The following is a 19,446-nucleotide window of genomic DNA, read 5'->3' on the forward strand; positions in this document are numbered from 1 at the left end:
GACCTATTTCGCCCGGAGTGTGGGCGTCGCCAGTTGCACTTTCGCAGTCCAAAATCTGGCCAGTTGTCGCAACAGCTAGGTCGGGCCCGGCCTGATCGGCACCGCCGCCATAGTGAGATCGATCAGCTCGGACACTACCTGGATCGGCGTGGGCCCCGACCCCGGCGGCAAGGTCAACGCCACATAGACCGGCCGGTCGACGGCGTACCAGGTCGAGCGGTCGCCTTGGCGAACCCGGAACCACTGCACCCGGTCCACGACCTCGATCGGCGAACCGACGACGAAGTCCGGCGGTCGATCCAGCCCGCAGCGCAACACCACGGGTTCGCCGTCGGAACGGCCCAGCCAGGCGGCGGTGCCCTCGGGTTCAGGTGGCGCAACGGGAACCCGTCGGTAATCGCCGAGGCGCGGAGGCAACGCTTGCAGCAGCGCCCGGCAAGCGGGATCCTGCGCGTGCGGCGCGGGCGCGGCGGCGATGGCGACGGGAGGCAGCCGGGCCTGGCGGGTTGCGGCGATCGCCAAAAAGACGCCGATCGCGCCGACGGCCAGCACCAGTGCGGCGATCAGCACGATACGCGGAGGCCCCTCGGAACCGGCTTGGGAACTGGTCACCGCGTTCCTTTCTGGTCCAGCCTTCGAGCACGCCTACACTGCCGAAATCGGCACAGAAAAAGGCGCAGAAAAACCTACCCGAAAACAGGTAGTGTGAGCAGCGGGGAATCGGGCCCGACACTGAGCGAGTCGGGTGAATTCGGCGTGATCGACCGACTGGTGGCGAACCGCAGCCAGCCGGCCGGGGTCGCTGTGGGACCCGGCGACGACGCGGCCCTGGTGGTAGCCCCGGACGGCCGCGTCGTGGTCTCGACGGACATGCTCGTCGAGGACCGCCATTTTCGGCTGGATTGGTCCACACCGCACGACGTCGGCCGCAAAGCCGTGGCGCAGAACGCCGCCGACATCGAGGCGATGGGTGCGCGGCCCACCGCGTTCGTCGTCGCCCTGGGCGCACCGTCGGAAACGCCGACCGCACACGTCAGCGCCCTCGCCGACGGGATGTGGGCGGAAGCCGGACAGCTCGGCGCCGGCATCGCCGGCGGCGATCTGGTCAGCTGTGGCCAATGGGTGGTGTCGGTGACGGCGCTCGGCGATCTGGCCGGACGGGCGCCGGTGCGGCGCGCGGGGGCGCGTCCCGGCGCGGTGCTCGCGGCCGTGGGCGAGCTGGGCCGTTCGGCGGCCGGATATGCTTTGTGGCGCAATGATGTTAGCGGATTCGACGACTTGCGGCGTCGTCATCTGGTGCCGCAACCGCCCTATGGGCAGGGCCGTAGCGCCGCGGAGGCCGGCGCGCAGGCGATGATCGACATCTCCGACGGTTTGGTGGGCGACCTGCGGCACCTGGCCGAGGCCTCCGGTGTGACCGTGGACCTGAGCACCGACGCGTTGGAGTCCGACTGCAAGGCACTGCGCAGCGCCGCCGATGCGGTGAACGCCGATCCGTGGACGTGGGTGCTCGCCGGGGGCGAGGACCATGCGTTGGTCGCCGCCTTCGCCGGTCCGATCCCGGCCGGGTGGCGGGTCATCGGGCACGTGCTCGACGGGCCGGGACGGGTGCTCGTCGACGGATCCGAATGGTCCGGATACGCCGGCTGGCAATCCTTCGGCCCGCTACGGTGACGCGGTGAGACTCGATGCAATGAGGCCGACATGACCCCGCGGCCACTCACCGAACTGGTCGACGAAGGGTGGGCGCGTGCCCTGGAGCCCGTCACTCACCAGGTCGCCCGGATGGGTCAATTCCTGCGCGGCGAGGTCGCAGCCGGCCGAAGATATCTGCCGACCGGACCGAATATATTGCGCGCCTTCACTTTTCCCTTTGACGACGTGCGGGTGTTGATCGTCGGCCAAGATCCGTATCCGACACCCGGCCACGCGGTAGGGCTCAGCTTCTCCGTCGGCGCGGGCGTGCGGCCGCTGCCGCGCAGCCTGGAGAACATCTTCACCGAATACACCAGCGACCTGGGCTATCCTCCGCCGTCGTGCGGTGATCTCACCCCGTGGGCGCAGCGCGGGGTGCTGTTGCTCAACCGGGTGCTCACCGTGCAGCCGGGCCACCCGGCTTCGCACCGCGGCAAGGGCTGGGAGACGGTCACCGAATGTGCGATCCGGGCGCTGGCGGATCGGGACGAACCGCTGGTGGCGATCTTGTGGGGCCGCGACGCGGCGCAGCTGAAGCCGATCCTGGATTCAACCAACTGTGCGGTAATCGAATCAGCGCACCCCTCGCCGCTGTCTGCGGCGCGGGGATTTTTCGGGTCGCGGCCGTTCAGCCGCGCCAACGACATGTTGACGCAGCTGGGCGCCGAGCCCGTCGACTGGCGTCTGTCTTAGTGCCGGCTGGACCGTGCGCGGAGGTGGCTACCCGCGGGAGACTTTGCCTGCCTTGATGCACGACGTGCAGACGTTGAGCCGCTGCTTGTTGCCGCCGGGACGGGTCACCGCACGCACAGACTGGATGTTGGGGTCCCAGCGACGGCTGGTTCGGCGGTGCGAATGCGACACCGACTTGCCGAAGCCGGGGCCCTTCCCGCAGATATCACACACGGCAGCCATAACCGAAACTCCTCAAGTCTGTGGGGCCAACGACCGAACCACGGGTGACCCGATAACCCGACCAGGATAACCGCAGTCGTCGGCAACCACCAAAACAACCGACGGCCGCCTGAGCCGTTCCGGCGCTCGTCGCCACCCGGCGTTAGGCTGGCGCCCACCGGCCACAACAGGCGGCGCGAGGAGGTGGGCTGAGGTGACAGCTCAGGTGAGCACGCCGGATCGCCTGCTGGACGCGCCTGCCCTGCGGGACTGGGCGCATACCGCCGTCAGCGACTTGATCACCCACACCGAGGAGATCAATCGGCTCAACGTGTTCCCGGTGGCCGATTGCGATACCGGCACCAACATGGTGTTCACCATGCGCTCGGCGTTGGCGGAGGCCACCACCGCCGGCGGCGGCGCTGCCGGTTCCGGCGACGTCGCCCGCGTCGCCGCCGCCCTGTCGTTGGGCGCCCTGAACGGCGCACGCGGCAACTCCGGGGTGATCCTGTCGCAGATCCTGCGGGGCATCGCCGAGGTCACCGCCGGTGCCGCCGCCCAAACGGGTGGTGCCCTGCGAGACATCGACGCTGCGGTCCTCGGCGCGGCGTTACGCCGCGGGGTGGAATTGGTCATCGCCTCGATGGGCGGTCGGGAAGTCGCCGGCACCATCGTCTCGGTGCTGCAAGCGGCCGCCGGCGCCGTCGAGCACAACGCCGGGGAAGGGCTGGCCCGGGCGATCACCGCGGCCGGCGATGCCGCGGTGATCGCGCTGGAGAAAACGCCCCAGCAGCTCGATGTGCTGGGCGAGGCCGGGGTCGTCGACGCCGGCGGGCGCGGCCTGTTGGTCCTGCTCGACGCGCTGTGCAGCACGATCACCGGTCAAGCGCCGGCGCGGGCTGCCTACCAGCCGAACCGGAACACCCCGGCGCTTCCGCCCGCCGGACATGGTGGGCCGCAGTTCGAGGTGATGTATCTGCTCGGCGAGTGCGACGCCGCGGCCGCCGATTCGCTGCGCGACCGGCTGGCCGATCTCGGTGACTCGGTGGCGATCGCGACCTCCGGCGTCGTCGGCGGTTACTCGGTTCACGTGCACACCGACGACGCCGGAGCCGCCGTGGAAGCGGGCCTGGCGTTCGGCAGTCCGCGGCGGATCCAGATCTCGGCGCTGACTCGCGGCGCCGGCCAGCTGCCGCCGGGCAGCTGGGCGCGGGACCGGGCGGTGCTGGCGGTCGTGGACGGTGACGGTGCGGCCGAGCTGTTCGCCGGCGAGGGCGCCTTCGTGTTGCGGCCCGACCCCTACGCCGCTCCGGCCACCGCGGTCAGCGCCCAGCAGCTACTGCGCGCGGTGGTCGACACCGGCGCTGCGCAGGTCATGGTGCTGCCCAACGGCTACGTGGCCGCCGAAGAACTGGTGGCCGGCTGCACCGCCGCCATCGGCTGGGGCATCGACGTGGTGCCGTTGCCGACCGGGTCGATGGTGCAGGGGCTGGCTGCGGTTGCGGTACACGAACCGGGCCGGCAGGCCGTCGACGACGGTTACACGATGGCCCGCGCGGCCGGCGCAGTCCGGCACGGGTCGGTACGCGTCGCGACGGAAAGAGCGCTGACCTGGGCCGGCACCTGTGAGCCCGGCGACGGGCTCGGCATCGCCGGCGACGAGGTGCTGATCGTCGCCGCCGACATCGTCTCGGCGGCGGTCGGGCTGATCGATCTGTTGCTGGCGGCCGGCGGCGAGCTGGTCACGGCGTTGGTGGGCGACGGCATGGACGCGGCCGCCGTGGCGTCGCGGCTGCATACCCACGTGCACGACACGCACCCGGGCACCGAGCTGGTGACCTACCACACCAAGCATCGCGGCGACGTGTTGCTGATCGGGGTGGAGTAGCTGTGGCGGCGCTGAGCGACCGACTGGACTACATCGTGGGCGCCAAGGCTGCCCGCCCGCTCGACGAGGTGTTCGGCATCCGCACCGTCGACGACCTGCTGCGGCATTATCCGCGCAGCTACGTCGAGGGCGCGACGGTGCGCGGAGCCGGTCAGGAGCGGCCGGCGGCGGGCGAGCACGTCACGCTCGTCGATACGATCACCGACACCCAGTTGCGGCCGATGAGGAAGAAACCCGACGAAAACTACCTGGTCATCACGATCGGCTCCGGCCGCAACAAGGTGACCGCGACGTTTTTTCACGCTAAAAAGTGGTTCCGGCAGCGGCTGACCAGGGGCACTCGGATAATGCTGTCCGGGGAGGTGGGATATTTCCGGGGGACGATGCAACTGACCCATCCCGATTTCCTCATCGTGGACTCCCCGGACGGCAAAGACCACGGCAGCAGGTCGCTGCGGATGATCGCCGAATCGTCGCGCGCGGTCAGCGGCGAGGTGTTGCAGTCCGCCTTCGAGCGGGCTTTTTTCCCGATCTATCCGGCCAGCACGAAGGTGCAAAGCTGGGACATCTACCGCTGTGTGCGTCAGGTGCTTGCCGTGCTCGACCCGGTGCCCGAGCCGCTGCCCGAGGTAGTGCTCGCCGAGCACGGCCTGGTCGACGAGGACCGGGCGCTACGCGCCATCCATCTCGCCGAGGACCAGGACGAGCGGCAGCGTGCCCGCGAGCGGCTGACCTTCGACGAGGCCGTGGGCCTGCAATGGGCCCTGGTGACGCGCAGGCATGGGGAACTGTCGCAGTCGGGGCCGGCGGCGGCGCCGCGCCCGGACGGCTTGGCGCGCGAACTGTTGCGGCGGCTGCCGTTCCAACTGACGGCCGGCCAGCGCGAGGTTCTCGGCACGCTCACCGCCGAAATCGGCGCGACCCGGCCGATGAACCGGCTGCTGCAGGGCGAGGTCGGCTCGGGCAAGACGATCGTCGCGGTGCTGGCGATGCTGCAGATGGTCGACGCCGGCTACCAGTGCGCGTTGCTGGCTCCGACGGAAGTTCTTGCTGCGCAACATGCGCGATCGATCCGCGATGTTCTCGGTCCCTTGGCGATGGCCGGCCAGCTGGGCGGTGCCGACCAGGCGACTCGGGTGGCGCTGCTGACCGGCTCGATGTCGGCTGCGCAGAAGAACCAGGTGCGGGCCGAGATCACCAGCGGTCAGGCCGGCATCGTCGTCGGCACCCACGCCCTGCTGGCCGACGCGATCGAATTTCACCGGTTGGGCATGGTGGTCATCGACGAGCAACACCGTTTCGGTGTGGAACAACGAGATCAGTTGCGCGCCAAGGCCCCTGCCGGTGTCACTCCGCACCTGCTGGTGATGACCGCGACGCCGATACCGCGTACTGTCGCCCTGACCGTCTACGGCGATCTGGAGACGTTGACCTTGCGTGAACTTCCCCGGGGCCGCCAGCCGATCACCACCAGCACCATCTTCGTCACCGAGCAGCCGGCCTGGCTGGACCGCGCGTGGCGGCGCATCGCCGAGGAGGTCTGCGCCGGACGGCAAGCGTATGTGGTGGCGCCCCGGATCGACGACAACGACAACGGAGGTCAGGCCGGAGAAGGCGGAAGGCCGTCGGCGACAGCGGTGGAGCTCTTCGACCGGTTACGCGGGCAGCAGCTGGCCGGCCTGCGGCTGGGCCTCATGCACGGCCGGCTGTCGGCCGGGGAGAAAGACGCCGTGATGAAGGCATTCCGGGCCGGTGAGATCGATGTGCTGGTATGCACCACGGTGATCGAGGTTGGCGTCGATGTGCCCAACGCGACCGTGATGCTGGTCATGGATGCCGACCGGTTCGGCATCAGCCAGCTGCATCAGCTGCGGGGCCGAATCGGCCGCGGCGCGCACGCCAGCCTGTGCCTGCTGGTGAGCTGGGTCCCCTCGAATTCGGGAGCCGGACGACGATTGCGCGCAGTTGCCGACACCCTCGACGGCTTCGCCTTGGCCGATCTCGATCTCGAGGAACGCCATGAAGGAGATGTCCTGGGCCGCAACCAGTCCGGACGCGCCGTCACGCTTCGGCTGTTGTCGCTCGCCAAGCACCGCCGAATCATCGAGGCCGCGCGCGATCTCTGTGAACGGGTCTATGCCGAGGACCCGTCGCACGTCGGCATGGCATCGCTGGCGGCGCCGTTCACCGAGACCGAGCGCATCGAGTACCTGGACAAGGCATGACAGTGCAGATGAACCGCAAAACGCTGCTGTGGTTGTCGATGGTCGCCGTGCTTGCCGTGGTGGTCGCCTATCAAGTGCTGACGTCGTCGTCGGCGAAACGCATCGACGAGTTCGCTGCCCGGGCCGACGTCCCGACGGTCGCGCCCGGCACCGACGTGCTGGCGGGAATCACGGTGGTGCCGGAACGGATTCATCGCTACGACTATCGACGCGCCGCATTCGGCGAGGCCTGGACCGACGACAACGACGCCCCCGGCGGGCACAACGGCTGCGACACCCGCGACGACATTCTCAACCGTGATCTCCTCGACAAGACCTATGTGTCGACCAAACGCTGTCCCGATGCCGTCGCGACCGGCATCCTGCACGACCCCTACACCAACGACACGATAGATTTCCAGCGCGGTGCGCGGGTCGGTGCGTCGGTTCAGATCGACCACATCGTCCCGCTCGACTATGCCTGGGACATGGGCGCCTATGACTGGCCGTTTCCCGAACGGGTACGCTTCGCCAACGACCCGGCCAATCTGCTGGCCGTCTCGGGTAAGGCCAACGAGGACAAGGGCGATTTGGGGCCGGGCCGGTGGATGCCCCCCAACAAGGCGTTTTGGTGCCAGTACAGCATGCAGTTCATCGCGGTGCTGCGCGGCTACGCGTTGCCCGTCGACCAGGCATCCGCGGATGAGTTGCGTCAGGCGGCCGCCACCTGTCCCGCCGGGTAGCCCGCCGGAGACAGACCATGATCGGTTTGACTGTGCGCTGAGGGCGCAGGCCGTCGGCGTGTCGCCGCCCTGGACGCACGCTCGACGCCCCGCGGCATCGTCCCGTCTTGGCCGGCGCTGTTTCTCGGCCTTGGCGCGGGCGGCTTGGGCGGCCTCTTCCTCTTGTTCCAGGGCACCGGCCGCAACCGCCCGCACGAACTAGGCCCCGGTGTAGGTCAGCGGATCCTGGCGAACCCGGGTGCCGTCGTTGAGCCCGCTGAGGGCGGCCATATGCTCGGCGGCCAGCTCGAAATCGAACACGTCGAAGTTGCTGGCGATGCGCTCGGGTTTGCCCGACCGGAAGATCACCGCATTTCCGAGCTGCAGGTTCCACCGGATCAGCACCTGCGCGGGGGTGCGCCCGTATTCGGCGGCGACCGCCCCCACCGTCGGGTGGTCCAGCAGCCTGCCGAGGGCCAACGGGCTGTAGGCCTGGGTCACCACGTTGTGCTGCGCATCGAACTCGCGCAGTTCGGCCTGGCTCAACAGCGGATGCAGCTCGATCTGGTTGACCGCCGGAGTGACGAACGTCAAGTCGATGACGGTGGAGATGTGCTCCGCGGTGAAGTTGGACACACCGATCGAGCGGACATAGCCGTTTCCGCGCACCTGGATCAGGCCCCCGAAACTGTCGACATACTTACCCAGCTGTGCGGCCGGCCAGTGAATCAGGTACAGGTCGACGTAGTCCAGGCCGAGCCGGTCCAGGCTGGCCTTGCAGGCCTCCTGGGAGCTGGTGAAACCCTGGTCGGCAGTGGCCAACTTGGTGGTGACGAACAGCTCGGCCCGGGGGATCCCCGAGGCCGCGATCGCGCGCCCGACGGCGGCCTCGTTGCCGTATACCGCAGCGGTGTCGATCAGCCGGCAGCCGATCTGCAGCGCCGCCGACACCGCGCGCTCGGTTTCGGCGTCGGACAGTTCGGCGACGCCCAGACCGAGCGCCGGCATCGTGTTTTCGTCATTGAGCGCAATCGCGGGGGTGGAGGGGCTCGTCGCGCCCGACATCATTCACCTGCCTGTGACATTGAAGGTTCGCGGATCCGGACCAAGTCGGGTGCCGTCGTCCAGGGCGGAGAGGGACGCCATCTCGTCCGCACCGAGCTCGAAATCGAACACGTCGAAATTGCTCACAATCCGCGTGGGGTTCACCGACTTGGGAATGACGATATTACCGAGCTGCAAGTGCCACCGAATCAGCACCTGGGCGGGTGTGCGGCCGCAGCGGTCGGCCACCGCGGTGATGGCCGGGTGGGTCAGCAGCGAGCCCTGCCCCAGCGGGCCCCAGGCCTCGGTGGCGATGCCGAGCCGCGCGTGCAGGTCGCGCAGTACGCTCTGCTGCAGTCGGGGATGCAGTTCGACCTGATTGACGGCCGGCACGATGCCGGTGGCGTCGATGAGAACCTGCAGATGTTCGGGCTCGAAATTGCTGACTCCGATCGAGCGGATCCGGCCCTGCTCGCGCAGCTGGGCGAACGCCCTGAACGTGTCGACGAACTTGCCCAGCCGCGGCATCGGCCAATGCACCAGGTAAAGATCGAGGTAATCGACACCGAGCCGCCGCATGCTGGCGTCGAAGGCGACCAGCGTGCTGTCATACCCCTGGTCGGCGTTCCACAGCTTGGTGACCAAGTAAAGTTCGTTGCGCGGGATACCGGATTCGGCGATCGCGCGCCCGGTCTGACGTTCGTTGCCGTACACCGCCGCGGTGTCGATATGCCGGTAGCCGGCGCGCAGTGCGACCCCCACCGCCTCGGCGGTCTCGGTCGGCGGAATCTTGAAAACGCCGAATCCGAGCGCGGGGATGCGATGACCGTCGTTGAGCGTGACCAGGGGAGCAGCCATGACACGGAGTCTGCCAGGTATGCCGACGCTGCGGCCGGGCGCGCTGCGTGGCCCGACCCGGCTGGCCGGTCGGGTCCAGCGCAGCGGGGCCAACGTCGGTATCAAAGTCATCCCGGTCATCCCGTCCGGTGTCAAACGGCTGCTCTGCGGCGGCCGCTCGGTCACCATCGACGGCAACACCCTCGACACCACCCTGCAGCTGGTGCTGGCCGGATTGCGGATCATGGGCACCGCCGGGTTGGTCATCGACGACGATCCCGCGGCTTCGCGGGCTCAGATGCGTGACCTCACGGCGGCGTTGCCCGGTCCGCAGATCCACGTCGCGGTCAGCGAGGCATCGGTGCCCGGGCCCGGCGGTGACATCGCCGCCCGGCACTACCGCCCGGCGAGCGCCGGGCCGGCACCGCTGCTGGTGTTCTACCATGGCGGCGGATGGGCGCTCGGCGATCTGGACACCCACGACCAGCTGTGCCGGTTGACCTGCCGCGACGCTGGAATTCACGTGCTGTCGGTCGACTACCGGCTGGCCCCCGAGCACCCCGCCCCGGCCGCAGTCGACGACGCCTACGCGGCTTTCCGGTGGGCGTATGACAACGCCGCCGATCTGGACGCGATCCCGGGCCGGGTGGCCGTCGGCGGCGACAGTGCCGGCGCCAACCTGGCGGCCGTCGTGTCGCAGCTCGCCCGCGACGACGGTGCGCCGCTTCCGCTGCTGCAGTGGCTGATCTATCCGCGCACGGACTTCACCGCCCAGACTCGCTCGCTTTCCCTGTTCGCCGACGGCTTCCTGCTCACCAAACACGACATCGACTGGTTTGGCCGCCAGTACCTCGACGGTTCCGGGCTCGACCCCACCGATCCGCGGGTGTCGCCGCTGCTGGCCGGTGACCTCTCCGGGTTGCCGCCCGCGCTGATCGCGGTCGCGGGGTTCGATCCGCTGCGCGACGAGGGCGAGCGGTACGCGACCGCGTTGAGTGCTGCCGGCACCGCGGTCGACCTGCGCCGGATGGGGTCGCTGACGCACGGCTTCGCGAACCTGTTCCCGCTCGGCGGCGGCAGCGCGACGGCAACCGCCGAACTGATCTCGGCGCTGCGCGCCCACCTGAGCCGTCGCTGAACAGACGCCAGTACGCTAGAGCGATAGCCGACAACCGGAGGATCAGCAACGCTGTGGCCAGCAAACCGAAACGCCCGGCCTACGACCTCAGTGGTCGCCACCGCGATCTGGCGGTCAGGATCGGCCTCACCGCCATCGTGGTGGTCTTCGCCGTCGTCCTCGTCGGCTACATCGTCTTAGCGCACCACTCCAAGGGTGAGGTTCACGGACAAGCGATTCGAGTCACCTCCGGCAAGCTCATCACCAAAGACGGAAAACCCAAGGCGGTGGTGGCCTTTTACGAAGACTTCCTGTGCCCGGCCTGCGGCCACTTCGAACGGACCTACGGTCCCACGGTCGCCAAGCTGATCGACAGCGGCGCAATCGCCGCCGACTACTACATGGTGGGGCTGCTCAGCAGCCCCCGCAACGACGATTACTCATCGCGGGCCGGCGCCGCGGCTTATTGCGTCGCCGACGTGTCGATCGATGCCTTCCGGCGCTTCCACACCGCACTGTTCAGCAAGAACATCCAACCCTCCGAAACCGGAACGGTCTTTCCCGACAACGCGCGATTGATCGAGCTCGCCCGCGAAGCCGGTGCCGCGGGCACGGTGCCCGAGTGCGTCAACAGCGGCAAGTACATTCCCATGGTCGACGGGTTGGCATCGGCCACCGGGATCCACGCCACCCCGACAGTGCGCATCAACGGCCAGGATTACCAGTGGTCTTCCGGTTCGGGCGGGCCGGAGGCGCTGGTCGCCAAGATCAAAGAGATCGTCGGGGATGTCCCCGGACTCGACACGGCGGCGACTCCGCCGGCGTCGTGACCGCTACGACGTCGGCGCAGCCGGCCGAGCCGCTCGGCGACGCGGCGCCCGGCGCGCGGATCCCCTCGGCCAGCGCCTGGTGGGTGCTGCTCGCCGGGGTCGTCGGGCTGGTCGCATCGGCGACGCTGACCGTGGAAAAAATCGACATTCTGCGCGATCCGTCCTACCTGCCGTCGTGCAACATCAACCCGGTGCTGGCGTGCGGCCCGGTCATGCAGACGCCGCAGGCCTCGGTGTTGGGCTTTCCCAACCCGCTGGTCGGCATCGCCGCATTCAGTGTCGTGCTGGTGACCGGGGTGCTGGCGGTGGCCAACGTCGCTTTGCCGCAGTGGTACTGGATCGGACTGACAGCGGGGCTGCTGGCCGGCGCCGGGTTCGTGCAGTGGTTGATCTTCGAAAGCCTCTACCGCATCGGCGCGCTCTGCCCGTACTGCATGGTGGTGTGGGCGGTGACGATGACGCTGCTGGTGGTGGTCGCGTCGATCGCGTCGCGTCCGGTCATCGAGCGCAGCGCGGTGGCGCGGGCACTTTTTCACTGGCGGTGGTCGATTACCACGTTGTGGTTCACCGGCGTCGTCCTGCTGATCGTGATGCGGTTCTGGGATTATTGGTCGACACTGCTGTAACGAGGCTTTCAGCGAGGCTGTGACGATCCGCTGACGATCGGGGAAGGACACGCGTGATCTCCAAAGTGCTGGTGGCTAATCGCGGCGAGATCGCGATACGCGCCTTCCGCGCCGCCTGCGAACTCGGTATCGGCACCGTGGCGGTCTATGCCTACGAAGACCGCAATTCGGTGCACCGGCTCAAAGCCGACGAGTCCTACCAGATCGGCGAGGTCGGTCACCCGGTGCGGGCCTACCTGTCGGTCGACGAGATCGTCGGCACCGCGCTGCGCTGCGGCGCCGACGCGGTGTACCCGGGGTACGGGTTCTTGTCGGAGAATCCCGAATTGGCCGATGCCTGCGCGGCCGCGGGGCTCACCTTCGTCGGGCCGTCCGCCGCGGTGCTGGAGCTGACCGGAAACAAGTCCCGGGCGGTCGCGACGGCGCGGGCGGCCGGACTGCCGGTGCTGAGTTCTTCGGCGCCCTCGGCGTCGGTGGACGAGCTGATGGCCGCGGCGGCTGACAACCCCGGGATGGGTTTTCCGTTGTTCGTCAAGGCGGTCGCCGGCGGTGGTGGGCGTGGGATGCGGCGGGTCGACGACATCGCGGCGCTGCCCGAGGCGATCGAGTCGGCCAGCCGGGAGGCCGAGTCCGCGTTCGGTGATCCGACGGTCTATCTCGAGCAGGCGGTGATCAACCCGCGCCACATCGAGGTCCAGATTTTGGCCGACACCGTCGGCAACGTGATCCATTTGTTCGAGCGGGACTGCAGCGTGCAGCGTCGCCACCAGAAGGTGATCGAGCTGGCGCCGGCGCCCAATCTGGCGGCGCCGTTGCGCGAGACGATCTGTGCTGACGCGGTCGCTTTCGCCCGCCACATCGGGTACAGCTGCGCGGGTACCGTGGAGTTTCTGCTGGACGAGCGCGGCCGGCATGTGTTCATCGAGATGAATCCGCGGATTCAGGTCGAGCACACCGTCACCGAGGAGATCACCGACGTCGACTTGGTCTCCAGTCAGCTGCGCATCGCCGCCGGGGAGACCCTCCCCGACCTGGGGCTGGCCCAGGAGACGATCACGCCGCACGGCGCGGCGCTGCAGTGCCGGATCACCACCGAAGACCCGGCCAACGGGTTTCGGCCCGACACCGGTCGGATCAGCGCCTACCGCAGCCCGGGCGGGGCGGGCATCCGCCTGGACGGCAGCACCAATCTGGGAGCCGAGATCAGCGCGCACTTCGATTCCATGCTGGTCAAGCTGACGTGCCGCGGACGTGACTTTTCGACGGCGACCAACCGTGCCCGGCGTGCGCTGGCCGAATTCCGGATCCGTGGGGTTGCGACGAACATCCCCTTTTTGCAAGCGGTGCTCGACGACGCGGATTTTCAGGCCGGTCGCATCACCACGTCGTTCATCGACGAACGGCCGCAGTTGCTCACCGCGCGGTCCTCGGCTGACCGGGGCACCAAGATCCTCAACTATCTGGCCGACGTCACCGTCAACAAGCCGCATGGTTCGCGGCCGTCGGCGATCTATCCGCACGACAAGCTGCCTGATATCGACCTGTCGGTCGCGCCGCCGCCCGGCTCGAAGCAGCGACTGGTCGAGTTGGGTCCGGAGGGCTTTGCCCGCTGGATGCGGACATCGGTGGCTGTCGGGGTCACCGACACCACCTTCCGTGACGCCCACCAGTCGCTGCTGGCCACCCGGCTGCGGACCACCGATTTGCGCAAAGTCGCGCCCCACATCGCCCGGATGACGCCGCAGCTGCTGTCGATAGAATGCTGGGGCGGTGCGACCTACGACGTGGCGCTGCGTTTCCTCAAAGAGGACCCCTGGGAGCGGCTGGCCGCGCTGCGTGAGGCGTTGCCCAATATTTGTCTGCAGATGCTGCTGCGGGGCCGCAACACCGTCGGCTATACGCCGTACCCCGAGTTGGTGACTTCGGCCTTCGTCGAGGAGGCCACCGCCACCGGCATCGATATCTTCCGGATCTTCGATGCGCTCAACAACGTCGAGTCGATGCGTCCGGCAATCGATGCGGTACGCCAAACCGGCTCGGCGGTAGCAGAGGTCGCGATGTGCTACACCGGTGACTTGTCCGACCCCGACGAGCGGATTTACACCCTGGACTACTATCTCAACCTCGCCGAGCGCATCGTCGACGCGGGCGCACATGTGTTGGGTATCAAAGACATGGCGGGTTTGTTGCGACCGCCGGCCGCCCAGCGGTTGGTCGCCGCCCTGCGCAGCCGCTTCGACCTGCCGGTGCACGTGCACACCCATGACACCCCGGGCGGGCAGCTGGCCAGTTATGTGGCCGCCTGGCATGCCGGGGCGGATGCGGTCGACGGGGCCGCTGCGCCGCTGGCGGGAACCACCAGCCAACCTGCGCTGAGTTCGATCGTGGCCGCGGCCGCGCACACCGGGTATGACACCGGATTGTCTTTGGCGGCGGTGTGCGATCTTGAGCCGTATTGGGAGGCGCTGCGAAAGGTCTACGCACCGTTTGAATCCGGGCTACCAGGCCCGACGGGCCGGGTTTACGACCACGAGATCCCGGGCGGCCAGCTGTCCAATCTGCGTCAGCAAGCAATCGCGCTGGGGTTGGGCGACCGTTTCGAGGAGATCGAGAATGCCTATGCGGCGGCCGACCGGCTGCTGGGCCGACCGATCAAGGTGACGCCGACGTCGAAAGTGGTCGGCGACCTGGCGCTGGCCTTGGTCGGCGCCGGGATCAGCGCCGACGAATTCGGCGCCGACCCGTCACGATTCGATATTCCCGAATCGGTCCTGGGATTTCTGCGCGGTGAGCTGGGTGATCCGCCCGGAGGCTGGCCCGAGCCGTTGCGCACTGCGGCGTTGACCGGTCGCCCAGCGCCCAAGCCGGGACCGGAGCTCTCCGCGGATGACGAGGCGACGCTCGCTTCGGCCGGTCCGAAACGCCAAGCCAGGCTCAATCGGTTGTTATTCCCTGATCCGACAAAGGAATTCGAGGCTCATCGAGAAGCCTACGGCGACACTTCGCAGTTGTCGGCGAACCAATTCTTCTACGGTCTGCGCCAAAATGAAGAGCACCGGGTGCAGCTCGAGCCGGGCGTGGAGCTGCTGATCGGACTAGAGGCCATCTCCGAGCCCGACGAACGGGGTATGCGCACGGTGATGTGCATCATCAACGGCCAGTTGCGGCCGGTGGAGGTCCGCGACCGCAGCATCGCCGCCATCGTGCCGACCGCCGAGAAGGCCGATCGAAACAATGCCGGCCACGTCGCCGCGCCGTTCGCCGGGGTCGTCACGATCGGGGTCGCCGAAGGAGACCGGGTCAGCGCCGGGCAAACCATCGCGACCATCGAGGCGATGAAGATGGAAGCCCCGATCACCGCTCCCACCGATGCCACAGTGCAGCGGGTGGCGGTCTCGGGCACCGCCCAGGTCGAAGGTGGGGACCTGCTGGCGGTGCTGCGTCCCCTGCATGCGGACGGTAGCCCCTGACCCGGATCATCGGAGGCGTCGCGCGTGGGCGGCGCATCGCGATCCCGCCGCGCGGGACCCGGCCGACCACCGACCGGGTGCGCGAATCGCTGTTCAACGTCTTGACCGCCCGGCTTGACCTGACCGGGATGGCGGTGCTGGACCTCTACGCCGGGTCGGGCGCACTGGGTTTGGAGGCATTGTCGCGTGGCGCCGCAGCGGTGCTGTTCGTGGAATCCGGTCGACAAGCTTCAGACGTCATTGCCGCCAACATCGCCGCGCTGGGTTTGCCGGGCGCGACGGTGCGACGCGGCAGCGTGGCTGCGGTGCTGGCCGCCGGCGCCGCCGCCCCGGTCGACCTGGTGCTGGCCGACCCGCCCTACGATGTCGGCGCCGCCGAGATCGAGGACCTGCTGCGGGCACTGATCGTGCACGGGTGGGCCGGTGCGTCGACTGTCGTGGTGCTCGAGCGCGCCGGCGGCACTCCGCCGCTGAGCTGGCCGGCTGGCTGGCAGCCCTGGCAGCCGCGGGTTTACGGGGACACGCGGCTGGAGATCGCCGAGCTCGCCCGCTGAACGTTACCTGCTACCGTCATCGGTCATGACCGCCGGCCACCAGGCAACGCGCAGCGACGAGCAGGAGCCGCGCAGATGAGTGGCGCGCTATGCCCGGGATCGTTCGACCCGGTGACGCTGGGTCATGTCGACATTTTCGAGCGTGCCGCCGCTCAGTTCGACGAGGTGGTGGTGGCGATCCTGGCCAACCCCCACAAGAGCGGGATGTTCACCCTCGACGAGCGGATCGCCATGATCGCCGAGTCGACGACGCACCTGCCGAATCTGCGGGTGGAGGCCGGATCGGGCTTGGTGGTCGACTTCGCCCGGTCCCGCGGCTTGACCGCGATCGTCAAGGGTCTGCGCACCGGAACGGACTTCGAATACGAACTGCAGATGGCGCAGATGAACAAGCACATCGCCGGCGTGGACACCTTTTTCGTCGCCACCACACCGCGGTATTCGTTCGTATCGTCGTCGTTGGCCAAAGAGGTCGCCACACTCGGCGGCGACGTGTCCGATCTACTGCCCGAACCGGTCAACCGTCGCCTGCGCGCCAAGCTGCGCTTGACAAACAACTGAGCGCGTCCCTGCCGAGGATTTGGGCTCAGAACACCACGGTCTGGTTGTCGTGGACGATTATGCGGTCCTGGCAATGCCAGTGCACCGCTCGTGACAGTACCGCCCGCTCGACGTCGGCACCCAGCCGGGTCAGATCGTAGACCGTATGAGTGTGGTTGACCCGCACCACGTCCTGCTCGATGATCGGCCCCTCGTCGAGGATCTCGGTCACGTAGTGGGCGGTCGCGCCCACCAGCTTGACGCCACGTTCGCGCGCTCGTTTGTAGGGAGCTGCGCCGATGAAGGCCGGAAGAAATGAGTGGTGGATGTTGATCAGAGGACAGCCGACGGCGTCGAGGAATTCCGGGCTCAGGATCTGCATGTATCGTGCCAACACCACCAAATCCACGTTACCGCAAAGCAACTGAAGCTGACGCTGCTCGGCTTCGGAGCGGTTGTCGCGGGTGGCGGGGATGTGGATGAACGGCACCCCGAAGGGCCGCACGTGGTCGGCCAGGTCTGGATGGTTGGCGATCACCATGACGACCGACATCTCAAGTTCGCCACGGCGATTGCGCCACAACAGGTCCAGTAGGCAGTGGTCGTCTTTGGACGCCATGATCGCTACCCGCTTGGGCTTGGCCGCCTCGGCGAAGCGGTAATCGATAGCGAACCGAGCGGCCAGGGTCTCGGCGAATTCCCGGTCCAGCGCGTCGATGGCGGCGCTCAGGCCCGGCAGGTGGAAGATCGCGCGCTGCAGGAAGGTTCCCCCCTCTGCTGCGGTGGAGTGTTGGTCCAGGGAAATGATGTTGGCGCCGGCGTCGGCCAGGAAGGCGCTTACCGCGGCGATCAGCCCCGGGCGATCAGGGCAGCGGAGCAGGAGTCGACCGATATCAGCGGTGGGTGGCCGGCCGCCGCGAGGTTGCGGATAGTCCTCCCGCGCTTTCGACGGTGGCGTCTCAAATTGGGCAGTCATGTCGCCCCTTCAGCAGTGTACCGACGGTTGTTCTGCCGGAAGGGTAGCCGAATCGGGCAACAGGGGGCCGTCGCCGAGGTCGGCCGCGATGCCGCCCCAGCCGGTGCGCGAAGCCTGGACGGCTAGGCGTCCAAGCGGGTGAACTGATCCTTCCGGTACTGCTCGACGCACGCCGCGCGTCTGACCTTCCCGCTTGTGGTGGTGGGGATCGAACCCGGAGCGACCACGACGAGATCTGCGACGCTGAGACCGTGTGAGTTCGATATCGCCGAGGTGACTTGGCGTTTGACCATGTCGAACCCGCGCTCGGCATCCTCGTGGGAGTGGCGGCGCTTGTTGAACTCGATAATGGCGACCAGCTTCTCACTGCCGTGGTCATCGGGCACAGCTACGGCTGCGCAGCGACCGCGGGTGATCTCCTGGATTGTGGCCTCGATGTCTTCGGGAGCGTGATTGCGCCCGTAGACGATCAGCAGATCTTTGACCCGGCCGATGATGAACAGCTCGTCGTCGTCGATAAAACCTAAGTCTCCGGTTCTCAGCCACGGCTGTTCGGGCGTGCCGGGCGACGGGGCGCTGAGTCGTGCACCGAATGTCCGTTCGGTTTCCTGCGGTTTGCCCCAATAACCGAGAGCGACGTTGTCGCCGTGCACCCAGACCTCACCGACCAGCCCGGCGGGGCGCTCGGCCCCGGTCTCGGGGTCGACGATCCGTACCGTGGGCGCCTTGGGAACGCAGTAGCTGACCAGCTGGGTGCCGGCTGCGCCGGTGCAGCGTTTGGCCCGGCCTTCGGACAGTTTCTCAGTGTCGAAGTGCCCGGTAGCCGGTGGTCGTCCCGCTCTGCTGGTCGCCACGTACACCGTTGCCTCGGCAAGCCCATAAGCGGGCCGCAGGACCGTGTCACGCAGATTGAAGCGCGCAAACCGCTCGGTGAAGCGGTGCAGCGTCGCCGGGTTGACCCGTTCGCTCCCGCAGGAGATGGTGTGCACGCCGCCCAGGTCCAACCCGGCCATATCGTCGTCGGACGTTTTGTGTGCCGTCAGATCGCAGGCGAAGTTCGGTGCCGCCGAAAATGCGTGGGAGTTGTGCGCCAGCAATTGCATCCACCGGGCCGGGCGCTGCAGGAACGCCACCGGGCTCGTGAGCACGGTTCGAAATCCGCCCAAGATCGGTGCACAGATACCGAGAACCAAACCCATGTCGTGATAAAGAGGCAGCCACGAGACACACGTCAAATCCGCCGGGGCGATCCCACCGCTGTCGGCAAAGTAGCCGGCCATCAGCTGTTCAAAATTGGTCACGAGATTCCGGTAGGAAATCATGACACCGGCCGGTTCACGAGTCGACCCGGACGTGTATTGCAAATATGCGGCGGTTTGCGAACTTTCGGTCTTGGGGGCTGCCTGTATCGGGGCGTCGAGATCTAGCGAGTCAACCTCCAAGACTGCGGGCGTGCCTGTGCCGGGCTGTGCCCTGACATGCCTGACGACGGCGTCTACCACCGACGATGTCGTGAGCACGGCAGCCGGCGACGCGTCGCGCAGCACCGCAGTGACCCGCTCGTCACTGGCGCCCCCCTGGGGAACGGAAAGCGGGGCCGCGACAAGTCCGGCCTGTAATGCCCCCAGAAACGCCGCGATGTAATCCAGTCCCTGCGGCGCCAATATCACCGCGCGATCTCCCGGCGACCCGCAAAGGCTGAGTTCTCGGGCAACGTTGAGCGCGCGTCGATACAATTGGGACCATGTCAGGGTTTCGGCAATGCCGCCCCAGTCCTGTTCGTAATCAATAAAGGTCAGGGCCGTTCCATCGGGCTGTAGATTGGCGCACTCACGCAGCACGGCGGGAAGGGAGGGCGTATCCATGGCCGCCACGTTACCGTCCCGGTTCGGCGGCTGTCCCGGAGTGGGGACACCCCGGTGGCCTGCCCCCGCCTGCGCTTCGCCCGGGCTCAGGCTCTCCGGTGCGCGTCCGCGGACTGAGCCTGACTGGGGGCTCAGCCGGCCGCTATTGGCTGTCGATGCGGAGTTTGACTGAAACCTACTGCAC

Annotated in this window: 17 protein-coding genes; 11 read left to right on the forward strand and 6 right to left on the reverse strand. The window is 67.7% G+C overall.

Going from position 1 to position 19,446, the window contains the following annotated elements; all coding sequences use genetic code 11:
• Positions 1-75 precede the first annotated feature (75 nt).
• Positions 76-612 (reverse strand): DUF3515 domain-containing protein, encoded by a 537-nt coding sequence (locus tag F6Q13_RS05485; protein WP_293053415.1) that lies wholly within the window; start codon positions 610-612, stop codon positions 76-78.
• A gap of 93 nt (positions 613-705) precedes the next feature.
• On the opposite strand from F6Q13_RS05485, the gene F6Q13_RS05490 reads away from it, so the two are divergent.
• Positions 706-1,674 carry a thiamine-phosphate kinase gene (locus F6Q13_RS05490; protein ID WP_293053418.1) on the forward strand — a complete coding sequence of 323 codons (969 nt, stop codon included), beginning with the start codon at positions 706-708 and terminating at the stop codon, positions 1,672-1,674.
• Positions 1,675-1,704: 30 nt separating this feature from the next.
• Positions 1,705-2,388: a uracil-DNA glycosylase gene (locus F6Q13_RS05495; RefSeq protein WP_293053421.1), complete on the forward strand. Its 684-nt coding sequence runs from the start codon at positions 1,705-1,707 to the stop codon at positions 2,386-2,388.
• A gap of 27 nt (positions 2,389-2,415) precedes the next feature.
• On the opposite strand, the gene rpmB is transcribed toward F6Q13_RS05495, so the two are convergent.
• Entirely contained in the window at positions 2,416-2,610 is a 195-nt protein-coding gene (gene rpmB, locus F6Q13_RS05500; protein WP_293053424.1) for a 50S ribosomal protein L28, read from the reverse strand.
• A 205-nt stretch (positions 2,611-2,815) separates the two neighbouring features.
• On the opposite strand from rpmB, the gene F6Q13_RS05505 reads away from it, so the two are divergent.
• From F6Q13_RS05505 to F6Q13_RS05515, 3 genes are read left to right on the forward strand one after another with little or no spacing between them, the layout of a single operon-like run.
• A complete protein-coding gene (locus F6Q13_RS05505; protein WP_293053427.1) occupies positions 2,816-4,477 on the forward strand; it encodes a DAK2 domain-containing protein in 1,662 nt (553 codons plus the stop codon).
• Between the two features lie 2 nt (positions 4,478-4,479).
• A complete protein-coding gene (gene recG / locus F6Q13_RS05510) occupies positions 4,480-6,702 on the forward strand; it encodes an ATP-dependent DNA helicase RecG (protein ID WP_293053430.1) in 2,223 nt (740 codons plus the stop codon).
• Positions 6,703-6,710: 8 nt separating this feature from the next.
• Complete coding sequence (locus F6Q13_RS05515; RefSeq protein ID WP_293053433.1) at positions 6,711-7,424, forward strand: HNH endonuclease family protein; 714 nt, start codon at positions 6,711-6,713, stop codon at positions 7,422-7,424.
• 198 nt (positions 7,425-7,622) lie between these two features.
• Here F6Q13_RS05515 and F6Q13_RS05520 read toward each other — a convergent pair whose 3' ends face one another.
• A complete protein-coding gene (locus tag F6Q13_RS05520; protein ID WP_293053436.1) occupies positions 7,623-8,471 on the reverse strand; it encodes an aldo/keto reductase in 849 nt (282 codons plus the stop codon).
• Positions 8,472-9,305, reverse strand: coding sequence for an aldo/keto reductase (locus tag F6Q13_RS05525; protein WP_293053439.1), 834 nt, complete (start codon positions 9,303-9,305; stop codon positions 8,472-8,474).
• Here F6Q13_RS05525 and F6Q13_RS05530 point away from each other — a divergent pair.
• From F6Q13_RS05530 to coaD, 6 genes are all read left to right on the forward strand, one after another.
• Positions 9,304-10,422: an alpha/beta hydrolase gene (locus F6Q13_RS05530; protein WP_293053442.1), complete on the forward strand. Its 1,119-nt coding sequence runs from the start codon at positions 9,304-9,306 to the stop codon at positions 10,420-10,422. The genes F6Q13_RS05525 and F6Q13_RS05530 overlap by 2 nt on opposite strands.
• Before the next feature lie 53 nt (positions 10,423-10,475).
• Positions 10,476-11,231, forward strand: coding sequence for a DsbA family protein (locus tag F6Q13_RS05535; RefSeq protein WP_293053445.1), 756 nt, complete (start codon positions 10,476-10,478; stop codon positions 11,229-11,231).
• A 59-nt stretch (positions 11,232-11,290) separates the two neighbouring features.
• Complete coding sequence (locus F6Q13_RS05540; protein WP_293053504.1) at positions 11,291-11,857, forward strand: vitamin K epoxide reductase family protein; 567 nt, start codon at positions 11,291-11,293, stop codon at positions 11,855-11,857.
• A 53-nt stretch (positions 11,858-11,910) separates the two neighbouring features.
• Positions 11,911-15,327, forward strand: coding sequence for a pyruvate carboxylase (locus F6Q13_RS05545; RefSeq protein WP_293053449.1), 3,417 nt, complete (start codon positions 11,911-11,913; stop codon positions 15,325-15,327).
• Complete coding sequence (gene rsmD, locus F6Q13_RS05550) at positions 15,324-15,881, forward strand: 16S rRNA (guanine(966)-N(2))-methyltransferase RsmD (RefSeq protein WP_293053507.1); 558 nt, start codon at positions 15,324-15,326, stop codon at positions 15,879-15,881. The genes F6Q13_RS05545 and rsmD overlap by 4 nt, the downstream gene beginning before the upstream one ends.
• 75 nt (positions 15,882-15,956) lie before the next feature.
• Positions 15,957-16,442 (forward strand): pantetheine-phosphate adenylyltransferase, encoded by a 486-nt coding sequence (gene coaD / locus F6Q13_RS05555; RefSeq protein ID WP_293053452.1) that lies wholly within the window; start codon positions 15,957-15,959, stop codon positions 16,440-16,442.
• Between the two features lie 25 nt (positions 16,443-16,467).
• On the opposite strand, the gene purU is transcribed toward coaD, so the two are convergent.
• On the reverse strand, positions 16,468-17,397 hold the full coding sequence (gene purU / locus F6Q13_RS05560) for a formyltetrahydrofolate deformylase (protein WP_293053455.1): 930 nt from the start codon (positions 17,395-17,397) through the stop codon (positions 16,468-16,470).
• A 122-nt stretch (positions 17,398-17,519) separates the two neighbouring features.
• Positions 17,520-19,262, reverse strand: a complete 1,743-nt coding sequence (locus tag F6Q13_RS05565) for an AMP-binding protein (RefSeq protein WP_293053458.1) — start codon at positions 19,260-19,262, stop codon at positions 17,520-17,522.
• Positions 19,263-19,446 lie beyond the last annotated feature (184 nt).

It is taken from the genome of Mycobacterium sp., from assembly GCF_008709575.1.
Lineage (GTDB): Bacteria > Actinomycetota > Actinomycetes > Mycobacteriales > Mycobacteriaceae > Mycobacterium.